Annotated in this window: 21 protein-coding genes; 5 read left to right on the top strand and 16 right to left on the bottom strand. The window is 54.3% G+C overall.

Annotated features, from left to right (window positions below):
• Positions 1-248: 248 nt before the first annotated feature.
• The 6 genes from B9L19_RS00705 to B9L19_RS00680 all read right to left on the bottom strand — a co-directional run bounded on the left by B9L19_RS00705 (position 249) and on the right by B9L19_RS00680 (position 7,835).
• A complete protein-coding gene (locus B9L19_RS00705) occupies positions 249-1,391 on the bottom strand; it encodes an acyl-CoA dehydrogenase (RefSeq protein WP_025949636.1) in 1,143 nt (380 codons plus the stop codon).
• A 470-nt stretch (positions 1,392-1,861) separates the two neighbouring features.
• Complete coding sequence (locus tag B9L19_RS00700; RefSeq protein WP_047752492.1) at positions 1,862-2,995, bottom strand: acyl-CoA dehydrogenase; 1,134 nt, start codon at positions 2,993-2,995, stop codon at positions 1,862-1,864.
• A gap of 233 nt (positions 2,996-3,228) precedes the next feature.
• On the bottom strand, positions 3,229-4,080 hold the full coding sequence (locus tag B9L19_RS00695; protein WP_047752491.1) for a 3-hydroxybutyryl-CoA dehydrogenase: 852 nt from the start codon (positions 4,078-4,080) through the stop codon (positions 3,229-3,231).
• A 12-nt stretch (positions 4,081-4,092) separates the two neighbouring features.
• A complete protein-coding gene (locus B9L19_RS00690) occupies positions 4,093-4,284 on the bottom strand; it encodes a hypothetical protein (RefSeq protein ID WP_075261372.1) in 192 nt (63 codons plus the stop codon).
• 119 nt (positions 4,285-4,403) lie between these two features.
• Entirely contained in the window at positions 4,404-5,582 is a 1,179-nt protein-coding gene (locus tag B9L19_RS00685) for an acetyl-CoA C-acetyltransferase (RefSeq protein WP_047752490.1), read from the bottom strand.
• Positions 5,583-5,738: 156 nt separating this feature from the next.
• The gene (locus B9L19_RS00680; protein WP_089113813.1) at positions 5,739-7,835 is read right to left on the bottom strand and encodes a heterodisulfide reductase-related iron-sulfur binding cluster; all 2,097 of its coding nucleotides are present in this window, start codon (positions 7,833-7,835) and stop codon (positions 5,739-5,741) included.
• Positions 7,836-8,305: 470 nt separating this feature from the next.
• Between B9L19_RS00680 and cls the strand changes: the two genes are divergently transcribed.
• A complete protein-coding gene (gene cls / locus B9L19_RS00675; RefSeq protein ID WP_089113812.1) occupies positions 8,306-9,496 on the top strand; it encodes a cardiolipin synthase in 1,191 nt (396 codons plus the stop codon).
• 128 nt (positions 9,497-9,624) lie between these two features.
• On the opposite strand, the gene B9L19_RS00670 is transcribed toward cls, so the two are convergent.
• From B9L19_RS00670 to speE, 5 genes are all read right to left on the bottom strand, one after another.
• Positions 9,625-9,792 carry a XapX domain-containing protein gene (locus tag B9L19_RS00670; RefSeq protein ID WP_013146634.1) on the bottom strand — a complete coding sequence of 56 codons (168 nt, stop codon included), beginning with the start codon at positions 9,790-9,792 and terminating at the stop codon, positions 9,625-9,627.
• Between the two features lie 74 nt (positions 9,793-9,866).
• The gene (argS, locus tag B9L19_RS00665) at positions 9,867-11,540 is read right to left on the bottom strand and encodes an arginine--tRNA ligase (protein WP_025949642.1); all 1,674 of its coding nucleotides are present in this window, start codon (positions 11,538-11,540) and stop codon (positions 9,867-9,869) included.
• 3 nt (positions 11,541-11,543) lie between these two features.
• Positions 11,544-11,975 (bottom strand): YwiB family protein, encoded by a 432-nt coding sequence (locus tag B9L19_RS00660; RefSeq protein ID WP_025949643.1) that lies wholly within the window; start codon positions 11,973-11,975, stop codon positions 11,544-11,546.
• Positions 11,976-12,170: 195 nt separating this feature from the next.
• Positions 12,171-13,046 carry an agmatinase gene (speB, locus tag B9L19_RS00655; protein WP_025949644.1) on the bottom strand — a complete coding sequence of 292 codons (876 nt, stop codon included), beginning with the start codon at positions 13,044-13,046 and terminating at the stop codon, positions 12,171-12,173.
• Positions 13,047-13,059: 13 nt separating this feature from the next.
• The gene (gene speE / locus B9L19_RS00650; protein ID WP_025949645.1) at positions 13,060-13,887 is read right to left on the bottom strand and encodes a polyamine aminopropyltransferase; all 828 of its coding nucleotides are present in this window, start codon (positions 13,885-13,887) and stop codon (positions 13,060-13,062) included.
• Between the two features lie 226 nt (positions 13,888-14,113).
• Between speE and B9L19_RS00645 the strand changes: the two genes are divergently transcribed.
• Positions 14,114-16,159: a transglycosylase domain-containing protein gene (locus tag B9L19_RS00645; RefSeq protein ID WP_025949646.1), complete on the top strand. Its 2,046-nt coding sequence runs from the start codon at positions 14,114-14,116 to the stop codon at positions 16,157-16,159.
• A 131-nt stretch (positions 16,160-16,290) separates the two neighbouring features.
• On the opposite strand, the gene B9L19_RS00640 is transcribed toward B9L19_RS00645, so the two are convergent.
• Together B9L19_RS00640 and B9L19_RS00635 are read right to left on the bottom strand one after the other, a co-directional pair.
• Positions 16,291-16,806: a YwhD family protein gene (locus B9L19_RS00640; RefSeq protein ID WP_025949647.1), complete on the bottom strand. Its 516-nt coding sequence runs from the start codon at positions 16,804-16,806 to the stop codon at positions 16,291-16,293.
• Between the two features lie 18 nt (positions 16,807-16,824).
• Positions 16,825-17,493, bottom strand: a complete 669-nt coding sequence (locus B9L19_RS00635) for a site-2 protease family protein (protein ID WP_047752482.1) — start codon at positions 17,491-17,493, stop codon at positions 16,825-16,827.
• A gap of 131 nt (positions 17,494-17,624) precedes the next feature.
• Between B9L19_RS00635 and B9L19_RS00630 the strand changes: the two genes are divergently transcribed.
• A complete protein-coding gene (locus B9L19_RS00630) occupies positions 17,625-17,813 on the top strand; it encodes a 2-hydroxymuconate tautomerase (RefSeq protein ID WP_025949649.1) in 189 nt (62 codons plus the stop codon).
• Positions 17,814-17,913: 100 nt separating this feature from the next.
• On the top strand, positions 17,914-19,215 hold the full coding sequence (locus B9L19_RS00625; RefSeq protein WP_047752481.1) for an NCS2 family permease: 1,302 nt from the start codon (positions 17,914-17,916) through the stop codon (positions 19,213-19,215).
• Between the two features lie 183 nt (positions 19,216-19,398).
• Here B9L19_RS00625 and B9L19_RS00620 read toward each other — a convergent pair whose 3' ends face one another.
• From B9L19_RS00620 to B9L19_RS00610, 3 genes are all read right to left on the bottom strand, one after another.
• The gene (locus B9L19_RS00620; protein WP_025948350.1) at positions 19,399-19,917 is read right to left on the bottom strand and encodes a YwgA family protein; all 519 of its coding nucleotides are present in this window, start codon (positions 19,915-19,917) and stop codon (positions 19,399-19,401) included.
• Between the two features lie 13 nt (positions 19,918-19,930).
• Complete coding sequence (locus B9L19_RS00615; protein ID WP_025948349.1) at positions 19,931-21,229, bottom strand: HD domain-containing protein; 1,299 nt, start codon at positions 21,227-21,229, stop codon at positions 19,931-19,933.
• 144 nt (positions 21,230-21,373) lie between these two features.
• Positions 21,374-21,601, bottom strand: a complete 228-nt coding sequence (locus B9L19_RS00610) for a YuzB family protein (RefSeq protein ID WP_025948348.1) — start codon at positions 21,599-21,601, stop codon at positions 21,374-21,376.
• Positions 21,602-21,776: 175 nt separating this feature from the next.
• Here B9L19_RS00610 and B9L19_RS00605 point away from each other — a divergent pair, with 175 nt between their 5' ends.
• Complete coding sequence (locus tag B9L19_RS00605) at positions 21,777-22,430, top strand: RsfA family transcriptional regulator (RefSeq protein WP_025948347.1); 654 nt, start codon at positions 21,777-21,779, stop codon at positions 22,428-22,430.
• Positions 22,431-22,467 lie beyond the last annotated feature (37 nt).

Here is a 22,467-nt window from a genome sequence, read left to right as displayed (position 1 = left end):
AAAGCACCAAGCCGCCGTTCAGATCCAAAACCATTGAAATAACGTATAATGTTTCAATCGCGCGCTAACACGAACGAGTGGACACGCCATGTTTCATTGCGTGTCAACACGAACGAGTGGAAACGCCATGTTTCATTGCGTGTCAACACGAACGAGTGGACACGCCATGTTTCATTGCGTGTCAACACGAACGAGTGGACACGCCATGTTTCATTGCGTGTCAACACGAACGAGTGGACACGCAATGTTTAATTGCGTGTCAACATGCGCGAAATGACGAGGCGCTGGATCTCTTGCGTTCCTTCGTAAATTTGCGTAATTTTCGCGTCGCGCATAAACCGCTCGACCGGGTAGTCTTTCGTGTAGCCGTTGCCGCCGAAAATTTGCACCGCCTCGACCGTCACTTTCATCGCCGTGTCGCCGGCAAACAGTTTCGCCATGGCGGATGCTTTGCCGTACGGCAAGCCATTCGACTCCAACCATGCCGCTTGATAGGTCAAGAGCCGCGCCGCTTCAACGGCCGTCGCCATGTCAGCGAGCTTGAAAGCGACCCCTTGCTGCTCGATGATCGGTTTGCCGAACTGGACGCGCTGTTTCGCATAGTCCACCGCCGCATCCAGCGCGCCCTGGGCAATGCCGACCGCTTGGGCGGCGATGCCGTTTCGGCCGCCATCGAGCGTCATCATGGCGATTTTAAACCCTTCTCCTTCTTGACCGAGCAAGTTTTCTTTCGGAATGCGGCAGTCTTCAAAGATGAGCTCCGTCGTCGGCGACGAACGAATGCCGAGTTTCTTTTCCTTTTTGCCGAACGAAAAGCCCGGCGTTCCTTTTTCCACGATAAAAGCACTGATTCCTTTATGTCGCTTTTCCGGGTCGGTGACGGCAAAGACGACGTAAATTTCCGCTTCGCCGCCGTTGGTGATCCATACTTTCGAGCCGTTTAAAATGTAGTGGTCCCCGTCTTTTACCGCACGCGTTTTCATCGAGGCGACATCCGACCCCGCCCCCGGCTCGGACAGAGCGTATGCCCCAAGTTTTTCCCCGGTCGCTAAGGCGCGCAAATACTTCTGCTTTTGTTCTTCGTTGCCGAACTTGTAAATCGGCCAGCTGGCGAGCGATATATGCGCGGAAAGCGTCACCCCGGTCGAGGCGCAGACGCGCGACAGCTCCTCAACGGCAATGACATAGGCCAAATAATCGCTGCCAATGCCGCCGTATTCTTCTGGCCACGGAATGCCTGTTAAACCGAGTTCCGCCATTTTGTTGAAAATGCCGCGGTCAAACCGCTCTTCTTCGTCACGTTCAGCGGCAGTCGGCGCCACTTCGTTTTCGGCAAATTCGCGCACCATTTTTCGCAGCATTTCATGTTCTTCGCTCAATCGAAAGTTCATCGTTTCATTCCCCCGTTTTCCTATATATCCGAAATCCTCGTCCCCCGTACCAGCGTGATCACCATCTTCCAGATACAGACACAAACTTGTTGGTGAGTTCCCGTTGCACCACAAAACGCCGCAAAAGACAGAACCCCATGTTTATGCCTCCATCCCTGAAAGCGGCGTTGTTCGGTCTTCCGAAAACCCGGCGCTTGGAGCTATTTCCACCATTTCATTCGATCGCCAATCATGAGCTGGCTGAACACAAGCTTTTCTGCCTCTCCCCTCGAACAAGAACGCCGACGGGCAAATGCCATTTGCCCGCAAAACGTCCATTGTTCGAAGAGGGCATGCTGTCGCATGCCCAGTCGGCAAGCGAACGGCTTGCCTTCGACAGTCGAAAATGGACAAACCACTTTTCCGCCAGGGATATGTTAAGCTTCTTTGTTGCATCTATATGGTTCGGATTGGTTCATCAGCATGTCTGGCTACAAATGTTTGCTGATGACGATGCGTTGGATTTCGCTCGTTCCTTCGTAAATTTGCGTAATTTTCGCATCGCGGAACAGCCGCTCGACCGGGTAGTCTTTCGTGTAGCCGTTGCCGCCGAACACTTGCACAGCTTCGATGGCGTTGTCCATGGCGGCTTGTGAAGCGAACAGCTTTGCCATCGACGCCTCTTTGCCGCATGGCAGCCCTTGCGCGCGCAGCCAAGCGGCGCGGTAGACGAGCCATTTCGCCGCCTCGGCTGCTGTCGCCATATCGGCGAGCTTAAAGGCGACGCCTTGCTGCTCGATGATCGGTTTGCCAAACTGCACCCGCTCTTTCGCGTAGGCGACTGCATGTTCGACTGCCGCCTCCGCGATGCCGAGCGCTTGGGCGGCGATGCCGATCCGACCGACGTCAAGGTTGGCCATCGCGATTTTAAATCCTTCCCCTTCCTGACCGAGCAAGTTTTCCGCCGGCACTTCGGCGTCTTCAAACGTAATGGTCACCGTCCGCGACCCGTGCAGCCCCATCTTCTTCTCATCTTTGCCAATCGACATGCCTGGCGTCCCTTTTTCCACAATGAACGCGGAAATGCCGCGGCTTCCGACTTCTTCCGGATTCGTGCGGGCGAAGACGATGTACGTATCCGCCTCCCCGCCGTTGGTGATGAATATTTTCGAGCCGTTTAGCACATAACGATCTCCACGGCGCACCGCTTTCGTCTTCAAGCTTTTCGCATCCGAGCCCGCGCTCGGTTCCGTAAGGCAAAACGCCCCCAAGTACTCACCTCGGGCGAGCTTTGTCACGTATTTTTGTTTCTGCTCTTCGGTGCCGAAATACAAGATCGGATTCGTGCCGACCGACGTGTGCACGGATAAGATGACACCGACGGTCGGGCTCACTTTCGAAATTTCATGAATGGCGATGATGTACGAAACAAAGTCCATACCCGCGCCGCCATATTGCTCCGGGACAGTGATGCCCATTAGGCCGAGTTCGGCCATTTTCGCTAAAATCGGGCGCGGAAACTCCCCTTGTTCCATGCGCTCGACAAATGGGGCGATCTCCGCCGCGGCGAACTCGCGCACCATTTGCCGCATCATTTCCTGCTCTTCTGTGAAGCGAAATTCCATGAAATGGCCTCCTTCCGATGTCGCTGACACAATGGTGTTTTCAGGCGCTCCTTCGCTCCATGGGACAGCCAGCAGGCAGCTGAACGATTCTATAGATTTGCCTTATAGGCTGTAAAACAGCGTTCCCGCATGCACCTAACGTGCGGCGTTACGGTCGGCAGAGAGCGTAGCGGGCGCCGCCCCACGCACATTGCGGCACGCTTCGGCGTTGTCCTAGAGCGACGCCAAGCGGTTTATTCATACGTGTAAAATCCGCGGCCCGTCTTGCGGCCGAGCCAGCCGGCTTTCACATATTTGCGCAAAAGCGGGCATGGGCGGTATTTGTCATCGCCGAACCCCTCATGAAGCGTTTCCATAATGTATAAGCACGTATCGAGCCCGATAAAATCAGCGAGCGTCAGCGGACCCATCGGATGGTTCATGCCGAGCTTCATCACTTCATCGATGGCTTCTTTGGTCGCCACCCCTTCGTACAAGGCGTAAATCGCTTCGTTGATCATCGGCATGAGGACGCGGTTCGAAATAAAGCCCGGAAAGTCGTTTACTTCGACCGGCACTTTGCCGAGCTTGCGGGCAACGGTTTCGATCGTTTCATACACGTCATCAGCGGTCGCCAAGCCGCGGATGATTTCGACGAGCTTCATCACCGGCACCGGGTTCATAAAGTGCATGCCGATCACGTTCTCCGGCCGTTTCGTCGCGGCGGCAATTTCCGTAATCGGCAGCGACGACGTGTTCGACGCTAAAATCGCCTCCGGACGGGCGAGCGCATCGAGCTCGGCGAACAGCTTTGTTTTCACGTCCATGTTTTCGACGACCGCTTCAATGACAAGATCCGCTTTGGCGGCGGCATGCAAGTCGGTCGAGCGAGCAAGCCGCGCGAGCGCTGCGTCTTTGTCCGCCGCTGTCATTTTCCCTTTTTCCACTTGGCGGGCGAGCCCTTTTTCGATGTTGGCGATTCCTTTGTCCAACTGCGCTTCGCTAATGTCGTACAAAAACACTTGATAGCCGGAGACGGCGCACACTTGAGCGATTCCTGACCCCATCTGTCCGGCGCCGACGACCATGATTGTTTTCACATCCATCTTCTGTTCCCCCTATCGTCCGCTTTGCGTTTCCTGTTCCGCGCTCAAACTCATATGCCTCACTGCCGCCAGCAGCCAACGGCAACCGGTCTTTGCATCGTCATCACAACAACCCCTGCTGTCAACCGTTGATGCCGCGGCTGTTGCGGCAATGGGCAACGTGCCGCACGCTGCGCCAGAGACAGCGGCGGCATGCCGCACCATGGAGCGATGCCTCATGACGCAACGCTTGAGGCAGACGGTCACACGCCGCATCCTATGCCTTGGCGCAACACTGGAAGGCGACGGCGGCATGCCGCTTGCCCACAGCGACCCGCTCCTCGTTATACCTCGACCAAGATGGCGTCGCCTTGGCCGCCGCCGCTGCAGATGGCGGCGATGCCGAGGCCGCCGCCGCGGCGTTTCAGCTCATAAATGAGCGTGAGGATGATGCGTGCGCCGCTCGCGCCGATCGGGTGGCCGAGGGCGACAGCGCCGCCGTTGACGTTCACTTTTTCCGGGTCAAGGCCGGCGATTTGGATAGCAGCAAGAGCAACAGCGGCAAACGCTTCGTTCACTTCAAACAAGGCAATGTCGTCGACCGTTTTTCCCGTTTTGCGGAGCAGCTCGTTGATGACAAGTCCCGGCGTTTTTGGGAAATCTTTCGCCTCAACGGCGATGGCGGTGTGGGCGACAACAGTCGCGAGCGGCTCAAGCCCCTCGCGGGCGGCGCGCTCCTCGCTCATCAAGACGAGCGCCGCGGCGCCGTCGTTGACGCCCGGGGCGTTGCCAGCCGTGATCGTGCCTTGCGGGTCAAACACCGGCGGCAGTTTCGCCAACGCTTCAAGCGACGTGTCTTTGCGCGGCGCCTCGTCGTGTTCGACGACAAGCGGCTCTCCTTTGCGCTGCGGAATCGTCACCGGAACGATCTCTTCCGCGAGCCGGCCGGCTTCGATGGCGGCAATGGCCCGCATATGGCTGCGATACGCCCACTCATCCTGCGCCTCGCGTGTAATGCCAAGTTCACGCGCTGTATTCCCGCCATAAACGCCCATATGGACGCCGGTAAAACTGCATGTCAAGCCATCATACACCATTAAATCCTTCACCGTGCTGTCGCCCATTCGCAACCCCCAGCGCGCTTTCGGCAACACGTACGGGGCGTTGCTCATCGATTCCATCCCGCCCGCGACAACGACATCGGCGTCGCCTAAGCGGATGAGCTGATCCGCGAGCGTCACGGCGCGCATGCCGGACGCGCATACTTTGTTCACCGTCTCGGTGCGGACGTGCCACGGAATGCCGGCATGGCGCATCGCCTGCCGCGACGGGAGCTGGCCTTGCCCCCCTTGCAGAACCGTTCCTAAAATGACATGATCAACTTGTTCCGCGCTCACGTCCGCGCGGGCAAGCGCTTCTTTCACGGCAATGCCGCCGAGTTCTGACGCTGATAACGCTTGCAAAGAACCGCCGAATTTTCCAAACGGGGTGCGCGCCCCGCTGACAATCACTGTTTTTCCCATCTTCCTCTCCCCTTTTCGTCGGATAAGAAAGCGATTACAAAAACAGACTGAACGCTCGCTCGATCTCGGTGTGAAAGAGAAGGTGTACAACGGTACACCCTCTCCTCTACCCTTATTCACTATTTTAAAAAATAAAAATTGTCTATGCAACTATTTTTACGATGCTGCTTCCTCTTTTTCTTCACCAAACACCGATTTCGCCAACAGTTCAGCGACATCATACGTCGCGACACGGTCTTCCACTTCCTTGGCCTTCGTGCCGTCTGACAACATGGTCAGACAGTACGGACAGCCGGAGCTGATGACCGTCGGATTGACAGCGAGCGCCTGCTCCGTGCGGGCGACGTTGATCCGGTTGCCGGTCGTCTCCTCCATCCACATGAGGCCGCCGCCGGCTCCACAGCACATTCCTCGCTCGCGGTTGCGCTCCATTTCAACAAGCTCGACGCCCGGGATGGCGCGCAAAATTTTCCGCGGCGCGTCATAGACGTCATTGTAGCGCCCTAAGTAACACGAGTCATGGAACGTAATGCGTTCATTTACCGGATATTTGGGCACTAAGCGACCTTCTTCGATGAGCTTGGCGAGCAGCTCGGTATGGTGGTACACTTCCGCCTCAAACCCGAAGTCCGGATATTCGTTTTTGAACGTGTTGTAAGCGTGCGGGTCGATCGTCACGATTTTCTTGACGCCCGCTTTTTCAAACTCGGCGATATTGTTCGTTGCCAGCTCTTGGAATAAAAATTCATTCCCTAACCGGCGCGGCGTGTCGCCCGAGTTTTTCTCCTTGTTGCCCAAAATCGCAAACTTGACGCCTGCTTCGTTCAACAGCTTGGCAAACGCAAGGGCAATTTTTTGGCTCCGGCTGTCATACGACCCCATCGAGCCCACCCAGAACAAGTACTCGATTTCCTCTCCCGCTTTCGCCGCCTCTTTGACGGTCGGCACATGCACATCATCGCGCAACTCTCGCCAGCTTTCTCGCTCTTTCCGGTTCAAGCCCCACGGGTTGCCTTGGCGCTCGATGTTCGTCATTGCCCGTTGCGCATCCGGATTCATCCGCCCTTCCGTCAACACGAGATAGCGGCGCAAATCGATGATTTTATCGACGTGCTCGTTCATGACCGGGCATTGGTCTTCACAGTTGCGGCACGTCGTACAGGCCCAAATTTCTTCTTCGGTGATCACGTCGCCGATGAGGCTTGGCATTTCAATCGCCGCCGCCTGCTCGGATGCCGCAGCGAACGCGAGCTGATTGCCCCTTGTATGTTTGAAAGCGAACGCGGGCACCCACGGCGCGCGCGATGTAACGACCGCTCCTTTTTCGGTCAAATGGTCGCGCAATTTTAAAATCAAATCCATCGGCGACAACATTTTCCCGGTGCCGGTCGCCGGGCACATGCTCGTACAGCGGCCGCACTCGACACAGGCATACAAGTCGATCAATTGCTTTTGCGTGAAATCCTCAATTTTGCCGACGCCAAACGACTCTTGGCTTTCGTCTTCAAAGTTGATCGGCGAAAGCTTCGGCCGCGTCAGCCGGCTGAAAAAGACGTTGATCGGCGCCGCGATCAAGTGGGCGTGCTTCGACTGCGGCACGTACACAAGGAACGTCAGCAAAATCAACAAATGCACCCACCAGGCGATAAAGAACAGCGCCGCAGCCCCCGTTTCCCCGACCCAGGAAAACGCGCCGGCGATGAGCGAGGCGACCGGTTCGCTCCATGTCGCTTCCTCGCCATGCCAAATCATGCTCATGCCGTTGCCGAACAACACCGATAGCATGAGCCCGGCGATGAAGATGAGGACAAGCCCAGCTTTCAAGTCGCGCTTTAAACGGACGAGCTTTTCAATGTAACGGCGGTAAAAGGCGGCAAGCACCGCGATCAAAATCAGCAAGGTGACGATTTCTTGAAAAAACGTAAATCCCGCATACAGCGGCCCAAGCGGCAAATGCGCCCCCGGCGCAAGCCCTTTGATGATGAAATCAATCGCGCCAAATTGGACGAGAATAAAACCATAGAAAAAGACGACGTGGATCAGTCCGCTTTTTTTGTCCTTGAGCAGCTTTTTCTGGCCGAACACGTTGACCCAGATGTTTCGCAGCCGCTCTTTTACTTTGCGGTCAAACTCGACTTTTTTGCCGAGTTTGATGTACACCGCCCGCGTTTTGACGACATAGGCAAACAAGTAAATTGCGTAAGCGGTTACAAGCAAAAACGCGAGCCAGTTCACCACCAACAAGGCGTTCATCTTCTCTCCCCTTCCCCCGTTTTTCGAGCGAATGTGTTGCCATAACAAAAGAAATTTTCAGAATTCGCTTTATGTCTATTTTACAAATGAATGAGCATTCAGTCAATAGCCTTTTTTCATCCCAGCCGCGAAAACTTTCCCTTTGCAACGGAGCGATTCGGGGAGAATCATCGATTTGTTCAGCCCTCTATAGGAGGCTGGTGATTTAGTACAAAATGCTGCTAGTTCCAGCTATTTCTCAATTAGAAAAACCTTGCGAAATCAGCCTTCTTTTTTGGCGAAATGCCGCTGATTGGCTCGTGACAGCCGTTTTTCACCGACCTTATAGACTCCCTTGACGAAAAACATTCATCAATATGGAAATTTGATTCATTGGGAGTTTGGGGATGTTCACGGTAGATGAAATTTGAAACGTTTTGCGCGTTCTCGGGCACATTAATACATACCGAATCGACATAGGAGGAAAAGACATGGTCGTCATTTCCGTCATTGCCATCGTATTGCTGCTCGTTTATCTTGATGACAAGCTTGGACAGTTCATCTTCCGCCATGAGCGCAAAAACGTCGTCTATCCGGAGCGGAGAAGCGATATTTCCCTCTATATCAACGGCAGGCATTTATTTTCTGATTACTTCGCTGAACTAGGCCGCGCCCGCGATCATATTCACGTCTTGTTTTACATTATAAAAAATGACGAAACGAGCGCGCCATTTTTCCAAATTTTAAAGGAAAAAGCAGCTGCCGGCGTGAAAGTGCGAGTATTGACCGATTGGGTCGGCAGCTTTGGACTGCCGAAAGCGCTCATCCGTTCACTCGAGGAAAGCGGGGTGGAGTTCGCCTATGCCCGAAAGCCGCGCTTTCCGTTTTTCATGTACCGCCTCAACCGCCGCAACCATCGGAAAATTACAGTCATCGACGGACAAGTCGGCTACATCGGCGGCTTTAACATCGGCCGCGAATACAACGGAAAAGACGCCAACTTCGGCGAATGGCGCGATTACCACTTAAAACTGAACGGCGAAGGGGTTCACGACTTGCAAGAACAGTTTTTGCATGACTGGGAAGAAGCAACAGGCCGGACGGTGCCTGACAAACATCGCTACTTCCCGCCGCTTCCAGCCGGCGCCATTCGCCACCAGCTCGTCGCCACCAACGGCGCTGCCCTTGAGGAACAGTTTATCGAGGTCATCCGCCAGGCGAAAAAAGAAATTATGATCGGAAGCCCATACTTCATCCCAAGCCGGCCGCTGTTTCGCGAGCTGATGCAAGCGCTTCGGCGCGGGGTGCGTGTGACCGTCCTTGTGCCGCTGAAGGCGGACCATTTATTTGTCAAAGAGGCTGCCTATCCGTACTTTTATCGACTCTTGAAAGCCGGCGCGCGCATTTACCGCTTTTACCAAGGATTTTACCATGCCAAAACGCTCGTCATCGATGAGGAATGGTGCGACGTCGGCACAGCCAATTTCGATCAGCGCAGCTTGTTTTTGAACGGCGAAATCAACTGCTATGTGTTTGACCGAGCGTTTACCCGCCTCGTCAAACGGGCGATCGAGCGTGATTTGTTGCGCGCCGAGCCGCTGACGGTCGACTTTTGGCAAAAACGTTCGCTTCTTGACCGCGGCAAACAGTCGATTTCCCAGCTCATCTCCGCCTGGCTTTGACCGGTCCGAAGTTCCATTTCCCTCCCAAACAACAGAAGAAGCAAAAAACCCGGCCGGCGCTTCCGGCGGCTTGATGCTGCCAAAATGGCGCCAACCGGGTTTTGTTCCCCGTTTGATCATGCAAGTGCTTACTTCCAAAACACTGTGAACCATTGAAACAACCGCATGCCGAGATACACCCCGACGATGCCGGCGATGCCGGCCAACGCCGGGGGAGCGGGAATCGGCAACCGAAGCAAGGTGAATAAAAAACCGACAACGATGCCGGTGATGAGCGATAGTACAACTTCTTTCATTTGTTGATCCTCCACCACTGTTTTTCTTTAGAATGCCCAAACAAAAGAGGGGGCAGTCGCTCCCCCTCGTTCGTTTACATTTGTTCCGGCGCTGACACGCCAATGAGCGCTAACGCATTTTGCAACGTAATTTGCACCGCCTTGACAAGCGCGAGGCGGGCTTTTGTTTTTTCGATGTTGTCCAGATCAAGCACTTTTTCCGCGTTATAAAAGCTATGGAGCGCGGAAGCCAAATCGAATGCATAGGCGGTGACGCGATGCGGCATCCGCTTGAGCGCCGCCTCGGCGACGACGTCAGGGAAATCGCCGAGCACTTTGAGCAGCTCGATTTCTTTTTCCGTCTCCACTAAATGATGCAAAGCGAGGTCGCCTTCGTACGACACGTTTTGCTCTTCCGCTTGGCGGAGAATGCTTGAGACGCGGGCGTGCGCGTATTGGACGTAGTAAACCGGGTTTTCATTCGACTGCGACACGGCCAAGTCCATGTCAAAATCCAAATGCGTATCGCCCGAGCGCATCGCAAAGAAATAGCGGACGGCATCGACGCCGACTTCTTCCATGAGCTCGCGCATCGTCACCGCCTTGCCGGTGCGCTTGCTCATTTTGACACGCTCGCCGTTTTGATATAAGTTCACCATTTGGATGATTTCGACTTCGAGCGCCTCCGGATCGTAGCCGAGCGCGGCGATCGCCGCCTTCATGCGCGGAATGTAGCCGTGATGGTCCGCCCCCCAAATGTTGATGAGCTTTTGGAACCCGCGCCGCAGCTTGTCTTGATGGTAGGCGATGTCCGGAAGCAAGTACGTATATGTGCCGTCCTGCTTAATTAAGACGCGGTCTTTGTCGTCCCCAAACGCCGTCGAACGGAACCATGTCGCCCCGTCCTGCTCGTAAATGTAGCCGCGCTCGCGCAGCGTTGCGAGCGCCTCATCGATTTTTCCGCTTTCATAGAGCGATGTTTCCGAATACCAGACGTCAAACGGCACACGGAAGTCGGCCAAGTCTTTTTTGATTTTTTCAAGCTCATAGCGGAGCCCATAGTCGCGGAAAAAGGCAAGCCTCTCCTCTTCCTCCATTTCGACAAACCGGTCGCCGTACTCTTCGGCAAGCTTTTTGCCGATTTCGACGATATCGTCGCCGTAATAGCCGTCCTCCGGCAACGGCATATCGACACCGAGCGCCTGAAAATAACGGGCTTCGACCGATTTCGCCAAGTTGTAAATTTGCTTGCCGGCGTCATTAATATAGTATTCACGCGTCACGTCAAACCCGGCTTTCGCCAAAATGTTGCAAAGCGAATCGCCGACCGCCGCGCCGCGGGCATGGCCTAAATGCAGATCTCCGGTTGGATTGGCCGAGACGAACTCGACTTGCACTTTTTCCCCGTCGCCGACGTTCGATTCGCCGTACGCTTGCCCCGCCTGCAAAATCGTCGGCACGACCGCCGTCAAATAGCGGTTGTCCATGTAAAAGTTAATAAATCCTGGCCCGGCGATCTCGATGCGGGCCACCGACATGCGTTCGCGGTCAAGCTGTCCGACGATGGCTTCGGCGATCGCCCGCGGCGGCTTTTTCGCAATGCGGGCGAGCTGCATGGCGATGTTCGTCGAGTAGTCGCCATGCGCCTTGTCGCGCGGCACCTCAAGCAGCACATCCGGCAGCTCGTCGGCCGAAGCCAGCCCTGCTCTTACCGCCGCCTGGCGGATTTCTTCTTTCATCTTTTCCTTGATTTGTCCGACAATGTTCACCGCTTATACCCCCTTAAATGTCAACGTCAACGTATGGCGCCCGCTTCGCTCATCGCCTAGCATCAGTTCATAGGAAAGAAAGAGCCGCCCCTTTTTCCGCTGCTCATCATAGTGAAACTCCATGGAGCTCGTTTTGGCCGCCAGCGCCCATCGTCCAAACACCGTCCCATAATGGCCCGATGTTTCTTGGCGGCGGCGGAACGTTTGCCGCATCTCGACCGCTCCGGAACGAAGGACGGTCACCTCGTCAGGGGCGATTTTCACTGTCGTTTTTACCCGCCCGAGTTCGTTTTCTTCCTCAAATTGCAAATACCCTGTTGTCCCTTTTATGTAATACACACCGTCCGCCTCAAGCACGACCGTCTCCCGGCGCGCACTATCGCGCATGACAGCCACTTGGCGAAGGCGCACCGGAATGCCGTTTGTTTCCTTCATATCGATGAACACACCTTTGCGAACAAACAGTCATAACATTAAGTATAAAGAACTGCCCCGTCCGATTCAAGGGGGACAAGCCTAATGGCAGGTTTTTGTCCCCCGCCTAAAAGAAAAAAATCCCAAAGCCGAAGCCTTGGAACTTGAAAAAAGCGCCCTCGCAAACTTGCGATTTAGGCGCTTTTTCTCATTATTTCACTTCGCCACCCAGCCAAGCAGCATTTCTCTCACAAGCTTGCTCGCCGTATTGGCCGTTTGTTCGGAATGGTCGTAAATCGGTGCGACTTCCACCAAATCGGCGCCAACGACTCGCACGTCGGAGCGGGCGATCTCATGGATCGCGGCTAGCAGCTCTTTCGATGTAATGCCGCCCGCATCGACCGTGCCCGTTCCAGGGGCGTGGGCCGGGTCGAGCACATCAATGTCAATCGTCACATACACCGGACGGCCAGCGAGCTTCGGCAGCACGGAGCGGAGCGGTTCAAGCACCTCAAACTTGGCGATGTACATGCCGTTTTCTTTCGCCCATTCAAACTCTTCCTTCATGCCGGAACGGATGCCGAACGAAAAGACATTCGTCGGGCCGATCAGGTCAGCGACCTTGCGGATTGGCGTCGCGTGCGACAGCGGCTCGCCTTCGTAATGTTCGCGCAAGTCGGTATGGGCGTCCATATGAATGACAGCTAAATCTGGATAATAGTCGTGCACCGCTTTGATGACCGGCCAAGAGACGAGATGTTCTCCGCCAAGGCCGAGCGGAAATTTGCCGGCGTCAAGCACCTTTTTCACGAACTGTTCAATCAGCTCCAAACTGCGGGCCGCATTGCCAAACGGCAGCGGAATGTCCCCAGCGTCAAAGTAGCGGATATCTTTGAGTTCGCGGTCCAAATATGGGCTGTACTCCTCAAGCCCGATTGACACTTCGCGGATGCGGGCCGGGCCAAACCGCGAGCCAGGCCGGTAGCTGACCGTCCAGTCCATCGGCATCCCGTAAATGACGGCTTCGCTTTCTTCAAAATTCGGATGGCTGCCGATAAACACGTTGCCCGAATAGGCTTCATCAAATCGCATCGCCTGCGCCCCCTTACTTCGTTAAATCCGCGACAAATTTCGGCAAGACGAAACACGCTTTGTGCAATTCTTTCGTGTAATATTTCGTATCAATATCATGGAACCGGTCGTCGCTCACAGCGAGCGGGTCGTATTGTTTCGAGCCGAGTGTAAACGTCCAGAGCCCGCTCGGATACGTCGGAATGTTCGCCGTATACAAACGAGTGATCGGGAAAATTTCCTTCACATCGCGGTAGACGTTGCGGATCAAGTCCGCTTTAAACCACGGGTTGTCCGTTTGGGCGACGAAAATGCCGTCTTCCTTCAACGCGTTGGCGATGCCGGCGTAAAACCCTTTTGTGAACAAGTTGACCGCCGGGCCGACTGGTTCCGTCGAGTCAACCATGATGACGTCGTATTCGTTTTCGCTTTGCGCGATGTGCATAAACCCGTCATCGACTTTCACTTCGACGCGCGGATCATCGAGTTTGCCGGCAATCTCTGGCAAGTAGGTTTTCGAGCACTCGATCACTTTGCCGTCAATTTCGACAAGCGTCGCTTTTTTGACACTTGGGTGCTTCAGCACTTCACGAATGACGCCGCCGTCGCCGCCGCCGACGACAAGCACGTTTTCCGGATTGGGGTGGGTGAACAACGGCACGTGGGCGACCATTTCATGATAGACGAATTCATCCTTTTGCGTCGTCATCACCATGCCGTCTAAAATGAGCATGTTGCCAAACTCCGCCGTTTCGACCATATCAAGCTTTTGAAACGGCGTCTGTTCTGTATGTAAAGTGCGGATGATGCGTGCGGTGATGCCAAAATGCTCCGTTTGCTTTTCCGTAAACCATAGTTCCATTCGGTAACATCCTTTCTCCGAATCATTGGTTACTATACAAGTTTCCCTTGCCAACGAAAAACTAAACATGAAAAAGTATAGAGCAATCTAGCAAAAATGCAAGGGGAACAAGTTTAAAATAAAAAAATTTTTTTCATACTAGTAAGAAAAGCGGAAAGCGCCTGCCGCATTTCGCCAGAGGGCCAAACGATGCGCTTTTCCGCCAACATCACCGAGGTGATGCGCAATGGAACCGATCCCGGGCAGCCGTTTTCGCGGCACGTGGAAATATGTGCGCGCCGCCGTCTTTATCGGCTTTTTTCTCGCCATCTTTGCCTTCGCCGCTCTCGGGAGCTTTCTTTTGTTTGCCAAAATCGAAGGCGCCCCGCCGGTCGCCGTGCCGCAGACGACGACTTTTTATGCCGCTGACGGCAGCAAAATCGGGGAAAGCGATCATGGGCAAAAGCGGTACTGGGTTCATCTCGATGACATTTCCCCGTACGTCATCGAAGCGACGATTGCCGTTGAGGATCGAAAGTTTTACGAACATCACGGATTCGACTTGAAACGGATCGCCGGCGCGGTGCTCGTCAATATCGAGGCCATGGACAAAGTGCAAGGAGCGAGCACAATCACCCAGCAATATGCCCGCAACTTGTTTTTGACGCATGAGAAAACGTGGTCGCGGAAAATCCAAGAAGCGCTGTACACGATCCGCCTTGAAGCCAACTACAGCAAAGATCAAATTTTGGAAGGCTATTTAAACACGATTTACTACGGTCATGGGGCCTACGGCATCGAGGCGGCGGCTCGCTACTATTTCGGCAAGCACGCGAGCGAGCTGACGCTCAGCGAGGCAGCGATGCTCGCCGGCATTCCGAAAGGGCCGTATTACTACTCGCCGTTTGTCAATGAACAGCGGGCGAAAGCGCGGCAAAAAATCGTGCTCACCTCCATGGTGGAAGCCGGCTACATCAGCCGCCAAGAAGCGGAGCAGGCGTACCGCGACAAGCTCGTTTACGTCCGCCACCGCGAACGAGAGCAACCCGTGGCCCCGTATTTCCAAGATGTCGTGAAACAGCAGCTGCGCACGAAGCTTGGTCTTGATGAGCGGACGATTGAGCTCGGGGGGCTGCGCGTCTATACGACGCTGGATCGGCGCCTGCAGCGGATTGCCGAAGAGCAAATCAGTCGCATCATCGACCCGCACTCCGCCATTCAAGCAGCGCTTGTGGCGATGGATCCACGCACCGGGGAAGTAAAGGCGCTCGTCGGCGGACGCAACTACGAAGAGAGCCCGTTCAACCGGGCGGTGCAAGCGGAACGCCAGCCGGGGTCGACATTTAAGCCGTTTTTGTATTACGCGGCGATCGAGCAAGGATTCACCCCATCGACCCAACTGCGCAGCGAGCTGACGACATTTACGTTTAACGGCGGCCGATCATCGTATACGCCACATAATTACAACGACTACTATGCCAACGGCCCGATCACGCTCGCCGAGGCGCTCGCTGTATCCGACAACGTCTTTGCGGTGAAAACGCTCCAGTTCATCGGCGCCGACAAACTCGTCGAAACAGCGAAAGCGCTCGGCATTACAAGCAGATTGAAAGCAGTGCCGTCATTGGCGCTCGGCACCTCGCCCGTGAAAGTGATCGACATGGTGGCCGCGTACAGCACGCTCGCCAACTACGGCAAACAAACTGATCCGGTGTTCATTAAAAAAGTCGTGGATGCAAGCGGAAACGTGCTGTATGAACATAAGCCAGAGAGCCGGCAAGTGCTCGACCGCGACGCGGCGTTTGTGACGACCCATTTAATGACCGGGATGTTCGACCCAAAGCTTAACGGCTATACAACCGTCACCGGGCAGTCCATCATCGATGACATCACGCGTCCGTACGCCGGCAAGTCTGGAACGACGAAAACGGACAGTTGGATGATCGGGTTCGCCCCGCAGCTAGTCGCCGGCGTCTGGACCGGCTACGACCGCGGAGAAACGATGGATCGTCCTGCCGAAAGGCAATATGCCAAACAAATATGGGTTCACTTTATGGAACAAAGCCTCGCGGGCGAGCCGAAAAAATCGTTTAAACCGACCAAAGGCGTCATCGGCGTCTACATCGACCCGCAAAACGGCAAGCTGGCCACCGACTCCTGTCCGGTGAAACGAAAAACGTACTATCTCATTGGTACAGAACCGACCGACTATTGCACCGACCATTTGGAAAAGAAAAAGAAGAAACAAGAAGACGGAAAAAGCTGGTTCGAGAAATGGTTCCCATGGTTTTAAACAAGAAAATCCCCTGCGTTCAGACGCAGGGGATTTTCTTGTCCTAGTTTTCCTGTGTTATACATGTAGATTTAGTTTATCCTTTTTTCCAGATAAGAACAAGCCCTTGAGCAAACATGTTCACAAAACCGTCACAATTCGCCTTCAAGCCCTTTTTTCAGTTCATCGCTCGAACGGTTCCACATCCCAATGTCGTGCCCTTTCAAAAAGTCGGCGAGCACCCGTTTTGATTTCGCGTCCATATGATCGACAATAATGTGCCGCTTTAGCGATTTATCGAGCCGGTTCACATGTTCCGGCAATAACTTATAGCCGCGGCGCGCCTCACGGTCGACCGTCATTTCGCACGCCGTCACCCCGGCGTAATACGGGCCGTCGGCGCTGCGCTCGATCGTCACCCAGACGATCCAATACGGCTTGCCGTTTGGCACGGCGGAACGGTCCGGCAAAAACTTGATGCCGCGCTCAACGGCGCTGCGGGCATGCATCGCCCCCATATCGACGAACGCTTCGCCCGCTTCGACGTCAATGATGACCGGCGACACGTTTTCTAGGCTCAACGCCCCGGCGCCAAAGCCGCGGTGCCCGTCGGTCGGGTCGTCTTTGATGATATTAAAGCCGATGTTTTTTTTCTTTTTTTGCTCCATCCGCTTGTTCCTCCTTCCTTACATAAACAAATTGGCGACCAACGACTGCAAATGTTCCAATACAAACGGCAGCGCCACTTGAAACACCGGCTCAATCGTATAGCGGTCGAGCGGCGTGAGCACAAGAACAAGAAAAATGAGCGCCCCGTACGTTTCCCACTGCGTCATTTTCGCCCGCAGCCCATCCGGGGCCAAGTCTTCAATAATACGATACCCGTCAAGCGGCGGAAACGGCAATAAATTAAACACAAACAAGACAGCGTTCAAGCTGATAAAAATTTGGAAAAACAGATCAAACCCGGCCGCAAACCAATCTGGCAGCGCCCGCATGAGGCCGAAATCGATCATCGCGTACCAAATGACAAATCCAAGCGCGGCAAGCATGAGGTTGCTCAGCGGTCCGGCTACCGAGACAAGAATGCCGGCAAGGCGCGGATTTTTGAAATAAAAGCGATTGACTGGCACCGGGCGCGCCCAGCCAAACCCGGCGAGAAAGATCAGCAAAGTTCCAAGCAAATCCAAATGGGCAAACGGTGACAATGTCAGACGTCCCTCGTTTTTCGCCGTCGGATCGCCGAACTTGTAGGCGACGTAGGCATGAGCGAACTCATGCGCGGAAAACGCCAGCGCCAGCGTCAACAGCACGTACGGAATTTCGCTTAACGAATACGGCAAAATGTGTTCCACTTGATTAGCTCCTTTTCCCCTGTATTCACTATCCTTAGTATACATGATTTACCGCCAAAAGTGGACTGAACTTCACCGTTCCATGGTATAATAAACGCGACAGCACTCGACAAGGAAATGGGGGAATGATGATGCCGTATGTCACGATCAAAATGCTCGCCGGCCGCACGGACGAGCAAAAGAAAGCGCTGGTGGAAAAAGTGACCGACGCCGTTGTAGAGACAACCGGGGCGAAAAAAGAGAGCGTTGTTGTGTTCATCGAGGAAATGACAAAAGACCATTACGCCATCGCTGGAAAACGGCTGAGCGATGCGGAGTAACAAACAGGGGGGCGCCATCGGGCGTCCCCGTTGCTTTTTGGAATAAAAACGAATATTATTATAGTTGTCTTTCATATTGTTCGTCTTTAGGAGGTTGCCTATGATTCGTCTTCCGCACCATGCCCGCAATCGCAAAACAGAGGTTCTCGCTGGCCTGACGACTTTTTTTACCATGGTGTACATCATCGTCGTCAATCCGGTCATCTTATCAGATGCCGGCGTCCCGTTTGAACAGGCGTTCACCGCCACCGTCATCGCGACCGTCGTCGGCACGCTATGGATGGCCATCTTCGCCAACTATCCGATCGCCATTGCCCCCGGCATGGGGCTGAACGCCTATTTCGCCTATTCGGTCGTCGGCTCGCACGGCGGCATTTCGTACGAAACCGCGTTTTCCGCTGTGTTTGTCGCGGGATTGCTGTTTTTGTTGCTGTCGCTCACCCCGCTCCGCAGCAAGCTGATCGAAGTGATCCCCGACAGCTTGAAGCACGGCATCACCGCCGGCATCGGGCTGTTTATCGCTTTCATCGGCCTGCGGCTGACCGGAATCATCCAAGCCCATCCGCAAAATTTGGTCGCGCTTGGCAACTTGCATGCCCCATCGGCCGTGTTGACGCTCATCGGCCTGGCGGTGACGCTCGTTTTCATGATGCGCGGCGTCAACGGCGCCCTCTTTTACGGCATGGTCGCGACCGGCGTCATCGCCTACGCGACCGGGCAGCTTCACTTTGACAAAGGCATCGTCTCGCTGCCGTCGCTGCCGGAAGGGCTTGTCGCCGCCAATCCGTTGGCGGCCATTGGCGATGTCATCAGCCACAGCTTGTACGCTGTCGTCTTTTCTTTTTTGCTCGTCACGCTCTTTGACACAACCGGCACGATGATCGGCGTCGCCCAGCAAGCCGGGCTGATGAAAGGAAACACGCTGCCGCGCGCTCGCGAGGCGCTCTTGGCCGACTCGGTCGCGACCACGATCGGCGCCATGTTCGGCACGAGCCCGACATCGGCGTACATCGAGTCATCGACTGGCGTCGCCGCCGGCGGCCGCACCGGTTGGACGGCGCTCACGGTCGCCGTCTTGTTCATCGCGGCCGCCTTTTTCAGCCCGCTTGTCGGCGCCGTCGCCGGGCTTTCCGCCATCACCGCTCCGGCGCTCATTGTCGTCGGCAGCTTGATGATCAGCAACATCGCCCATATCAACTGGAGCGAATTAGACGAAGCATTCCCCGCTTTTTTGATCGTGTTAAGCATGCCGCTCACGTCCAGCATCGCGACCGGCATCGCGCTCGGCTTCATCTCGTACCCGCTCTTAAAAATCGCCCGCGGCCGCTGGCGCGACGTGCACCCGCTGCTGTACGTGCTTGCCGTGCTGTTCGTTTTGCAGCTGGCGTTTTTGCCGCATTAACCAAAAAGAAGAAGGAGGTGTCCCAAAAGGATCGGGACACCCTCTTTCGTCTCTATATATACGCACTAACTGCCTCTTTCGCACTATATTTTGTGTCTATCCTGAAGACAGACGGCCTTTTGGGTCAGCCCCTTTTCGTCTATGGCCAACTGATGATACGTTGAGGAAACTTTTTCCTCCCGCTTACACACAAGCACCCTTGTTGCAACGGCTCCGCAGCGCCTCAATATAGGCATACGCCTCTTCGATCTCGTCCTCCGTATAGCGCTGCTTGCTTTTTACGACAGCGATTTTCTCTTTTACCTCATCTTTTGACAAATGTTCAAAATAGAGCACCGTGGAGACAAGCTCTAAAAAGCGCGCGTTTTGTCCGTTCATCGCCTGCATGCATTCGGCAAGGCCCGGCATGTCCCAGTCATAATGGCGCAAAAACTGTTCGCCCGCCTCCGTGAGCGTATAGCGATATTGCACATAACCGCTCTTTTTCTCTTTCACTTCATGCAAAAAGCCGAGCGCGCACAGCTCTTCGATGCGGCATGTCAACTCTTCCGAATACGGGCCGTAAAAGTGGAAGTCGAACTTCTCGTAAAACGGAAAGTCGAGCTTTTTCGCGATGTAGATCATTTTTTGCAGCTTTTTGCGGCCAGCAATTTCCCCGGCAGCCGCCAACGCCTTCATTACTTTCGCATGCTCTGTGAGCACTCTCCGTCATCTCCTAACCCTTTAAAATTTCCATAATCTTTTTCTTCACTGTCCGCTTCGTCGACAAGTCTTCAAGAAAATCAGCGGGGAAATAGAGCTTATGGTCGGTGCGCCGCTTGCCGGAAATGGCGTCAACCAACACCGATTCGCGTGACAGCTCGCGCAGCTCCCCGTTTGGCATCAACAGGTAAATCGGCAGGCGCTCGCCTTCCTCGCCCGGCCGATAAAAGTCATACGGCAAATCGGACGACGAATCGACGACCAAGTAGTAGTCCGGGTCGATGCCCGCTTTTTTAAACAGCTCCCGCAGCTCAATGAGCTTCGCCATTTGCTCGTTCGTCGGATGGAACTCCGTATATTTGAACAGGCGGCGGTGGACAAACCGCCGGCACAGATCGCTTAAGACCGGATCCCGCTCGTATTGCCATTGCTGGAAGTAAAACAGAATGATCGCCTCGTCGAGCGCCAAATAGTCGCCGAGCGTTACATGGCCGGCAAAAAACGATAAAAAATGGGTCGGCTTCGTCGCAAACGTATACCCGTCCTCGTACAGCTTTTTCGCCCGATGCAAAATTTTCGTCAAAATGACTTCCGCACTGCGCGTCACGGGATGAAAGTACACTTGCCAGTACATTTGGTAGCGGCTCATAATGTAATCCTCGACCGCATGCATGCCGCTTCGTTTGATGACGACTTGGTCTTCGCGCGGGCGCATGACGCGCAAAATGCGCTCCATGTCAAAATAGCCGTAGCTGACGCCGGTGTAGTACGCATCACGCAACAAATAATCCATCCGGTCGGCGTCAATTTGGCTTGAAATGAGGCTCACAACAAGCTTGTTCGGGTACGTTTTGGCGATCACTTCCGCCACTTTTTGCGGAAAATCGTCGCCCACTTCGCGCAAGGCGGCGTTCACTTCCGTATCGCCTAAAATGATGGCCTGTGTAAAATCTTCGTGGTCGAGGCGGAACACTTTTTCAAATGAATGGGAAAACGGGCCGTGCCCTAAATCGTGCAAGAGCGCCGCGCATAGGCAAAGAAGGCGCTCGTTATGATCCCAATGGTCGCGGCCGACGAACACATCGTCGATGATGCGGCGGATGATTTCATAAACGCCAAGCGAATGGTTGAATCGGCTGTGCTCGGCGCCGTGGAACGTCAAATACGTCGTGCCGAGCTGCTTGATGCGGCGCAGGCGCTGAAATTCTTTTGTGCCGATCAAATCCCAGATCACTTTGTCGCGAACATGTATGTATCGGTGCACCGGATCTTTAAACACTTTTTCTTCGTCAAGCTGCCCGCCGGAATACATCGCATCCTCCTCTTCCGTCTCCAACATACATCTATTATACGCCGTTTCTTTTGGCAAAGAAATAGTTGACTTTTTTCTCCGTCTTTCTCCATTATTGACGGAAAAAACAAAAAATCACCTTCTTTCGGCAAAGAAGGTGATTCGTCACCGTTTTTTCAGCTTTTCAGCCACTTTTTCGATCAGCTCATCCTCCGTCAGCGCCGCCACCGGGCGGTTGTTGACGAAGGCGAACGTTTTTTTCCGCCCTGGGCCGCAATACGACTGGCAGCCGATTTTGATGACCGCGTCCGGATCAAGCTTTTTCAAGCGCGGAATCAATGTTTTTAAATTCGGCGCCTTGCAGTCGTCGCAAACGCGAAACTCATTCGCCATCACTCGTCATCCCTTTCCGCAGCGTTTGCTTTGTGTATTCTACCGCTTTCGTGAAAAAATTGCAAGCTGGCATGCTTTCACCCTTGTAATTTGCCAATCCCATAAACTTGCAACGTATAATTTTTTTCCTTTTGGTCCACCCTTTTACTAGCATGGGAAAAAGGAGTGGAGAACAATGAAACAACGGCAAGACGCTTGGACGGAAGAAGACGATTTATTGTTAGCGGAGACCGTATTGCGCCATGTGCGTGAAGGGAGCACCCAGCTCAACGCCTTTGAGGAAGTCGGCGACAAGTTAAACCGGACATCGGCCGCCTGCGGCTTTCGCTGGAACGCCGTCGTCCGCCATCGATATGAAGAGGCGCTTCAGCTGGCAAAAATGCAGCGGAAAGAGCGGATGAGGCTGCTGGCCAAACAAGGCGGCGCAAAAAAACGGCGTCTGTACGAGCCGCCGATGCCATCACTCGAAGAGCTGGGAGAGGTGATGCAGCTGCCTGCCGTCATCCCATCCTCCCCGCCGCAACAAGTGACGCTGGATCAAGTGATCGCTTTTTTGAAAACGTTCCAATCCCATGAACGGAAACGGGAGACGCTGATCAAAGAAAACGAGCGGCTGCGCCGCGAAATTGAAGAATTAAAGCAAAAAAATAAAGAGCTTGAAGAAAAGGTTGCGAAATTAGAAGAAAACTCGTCAACGGTGCAAGAAGATTTCGAGACGCTCGTGAAAATCATCAACCGAGCGCGCAAAATGGTGTTAAAGGAAGAAGAAGAGCGGGGGCTGACCTTCCGCATGGACCCGAACGGCAACTTGGAAAAAATAGCAGAATAAACAAAATAAGGATGCCCTGTCCATGGCTGCGCCTTGA

This window comes from Geobacillus thermocatenulatus (genome assembly GCF_002217655.1).
GTDB lineage: Bacteria > Bacillota > Bacilli > Bacillales > Anoxybacillaceae > Geobacillus > Geobacillus thermocatenulatus.
The sequence above is the reverse complement of the archived record's forward strand: the minus strand, read 5'-3'. Positions and strand labels throughout refer to the sequence as shown.

What these genes read in the sequence shown, in the direction of transcription:
- B9L19_RS00705 (WP_025949636.1), bottom strand. Translation starts at nt 1,391, where the DNA reads ATGAACTTTCGATTGAGCGAAGAACATGAAATGCTGCGAAAAATGGTG.
- B9L19_RS00700 (WP_047752492.1), bottom strand. Translation starts at nt 2,995, where the DNA reads ATGGAATTTCGCTTCACAGAAGAGCAGGAAATGATGCGGCAAATGGTG.
- B9L19_RS00695 (WP_047752491.1), bottom strand. Translation starts at nt 4,080, where the DNA reads ATGGATGTGAAAACAATCATGGTCGTCGGCGCCGGACAGATGGGGTCA.
- B9L19_RS00690 (WP_075261372.1), bottom strand. Translation starts at nt 4,284, where the DNA reads ATGGTGCGGCATGCCGCCGCTGTCTCTGGCGCAGCGTGCGGCACGTTG.
- B9L19_RS00685 (WP_047752490.1), bottom strand. Translation starts at nt 5,582, where the DNA reads ATGGGAAAAACAGTGATTGTCAGCGGGGCGCGCACCCCGTTTGGAAAA.
- B9L19_RS00680 (WP_089113813.1), bottom strand. Translation starts at nt 7,835, where the DNA reads ATGAACGCCTTGTTGGTGGTGAACTGGCTCGCGTTTTTGCTTGTAACC.
- cls (WP_089113812.1), top strand. Translation starts at nt 8,306, where the DNA reads ATGGTCGTCATTTCCGTCATTGCCATCGTATTGCTGCTCGTTTATCTT.
- B9L19_RS00670 (WP_013146634.1), bottom strand. Translation starts at nt 9,792, where the DNA reads ATGAAAGAAGTTGTACTATCGCTCATCACCGGCATCGTTGTCGGTTTT.
- B9L19_RS00660 (WP_025949643.1), bottom strand. Translation starts at nt 11,975, where the DNA reads ATGAAGGAAACAAACGGCATTCCGGTGCGCCTTCGCCAAGTGGCTGTC.
- speB (WP_025949644.1), bottom strand. Translation starts at nt 13,046, where the DNA reads ATGCGATTTGATGAAGCCTATTCGGGCAACGTGTTTATCGGCAGCCAT.
- speE (WP_025949645.1), bottom strand. Translation starts at nt 13,887, where the DNA reads ATGGAACTATGGTTTACGGAAAAGCAAACGGAGCATTTTGGCATCACC.
- B9L19_RS00645 (WP_025949646.1), top strand. Translation starts at nt 14,114, where the DNA reads ATGGAACCGATCCCGGGCAGCCGTTTTCGCGGCACGTGGAAATATGTG.
- B9L19_RS00640 (WP_025949647.1), bottom strand. Translation starts at nt 16,806, where the DNA reads ATGGAGCAAAAAAAGAAAAAAAACATCGGCTTTAATATCATCAAAGAC.
- B9L19_RS00630 (WP_025949649.1), top strand. Translation starts at nt 17,625, where the DNA reads ATGCCGTATGTCACGATCAAAATGCTCGCCGGCCGCACGGACGAGCAA.
- B9L19_RS00625 (WP_047752481.1), top strand. Translation starts at nt 17,914, where the DNA reads ATGATTCGTCTTCCGCACCATGCCCGCAATCGCAAAACAGAGGTTCTC.
- B9L19_RS00615 (WP_025948349.1), bottom strand. Translation starts at nt 21,229, where the DNA reads ATGTATTCCGGCGGGCAGCTTGACGAAGAAAAAGTGTTTAAAGATCCG.
- B9L19_RS00610 (WP_025948348.1), bottom strand. Translation starts at nt 21,601, where the DNA reads ATGGCGAATGAGTTTCGCGTTTGCGACGACTGCAAGGCGCCGAATTTA.
- B9L19_RS00605 (WP_025948347.1), top strand. Translation starts at nt 21,777, where the DNA reads ATGAAACAACGGCAAGACGCTTGGACGGAAGAAGACGATTTATTGTTA.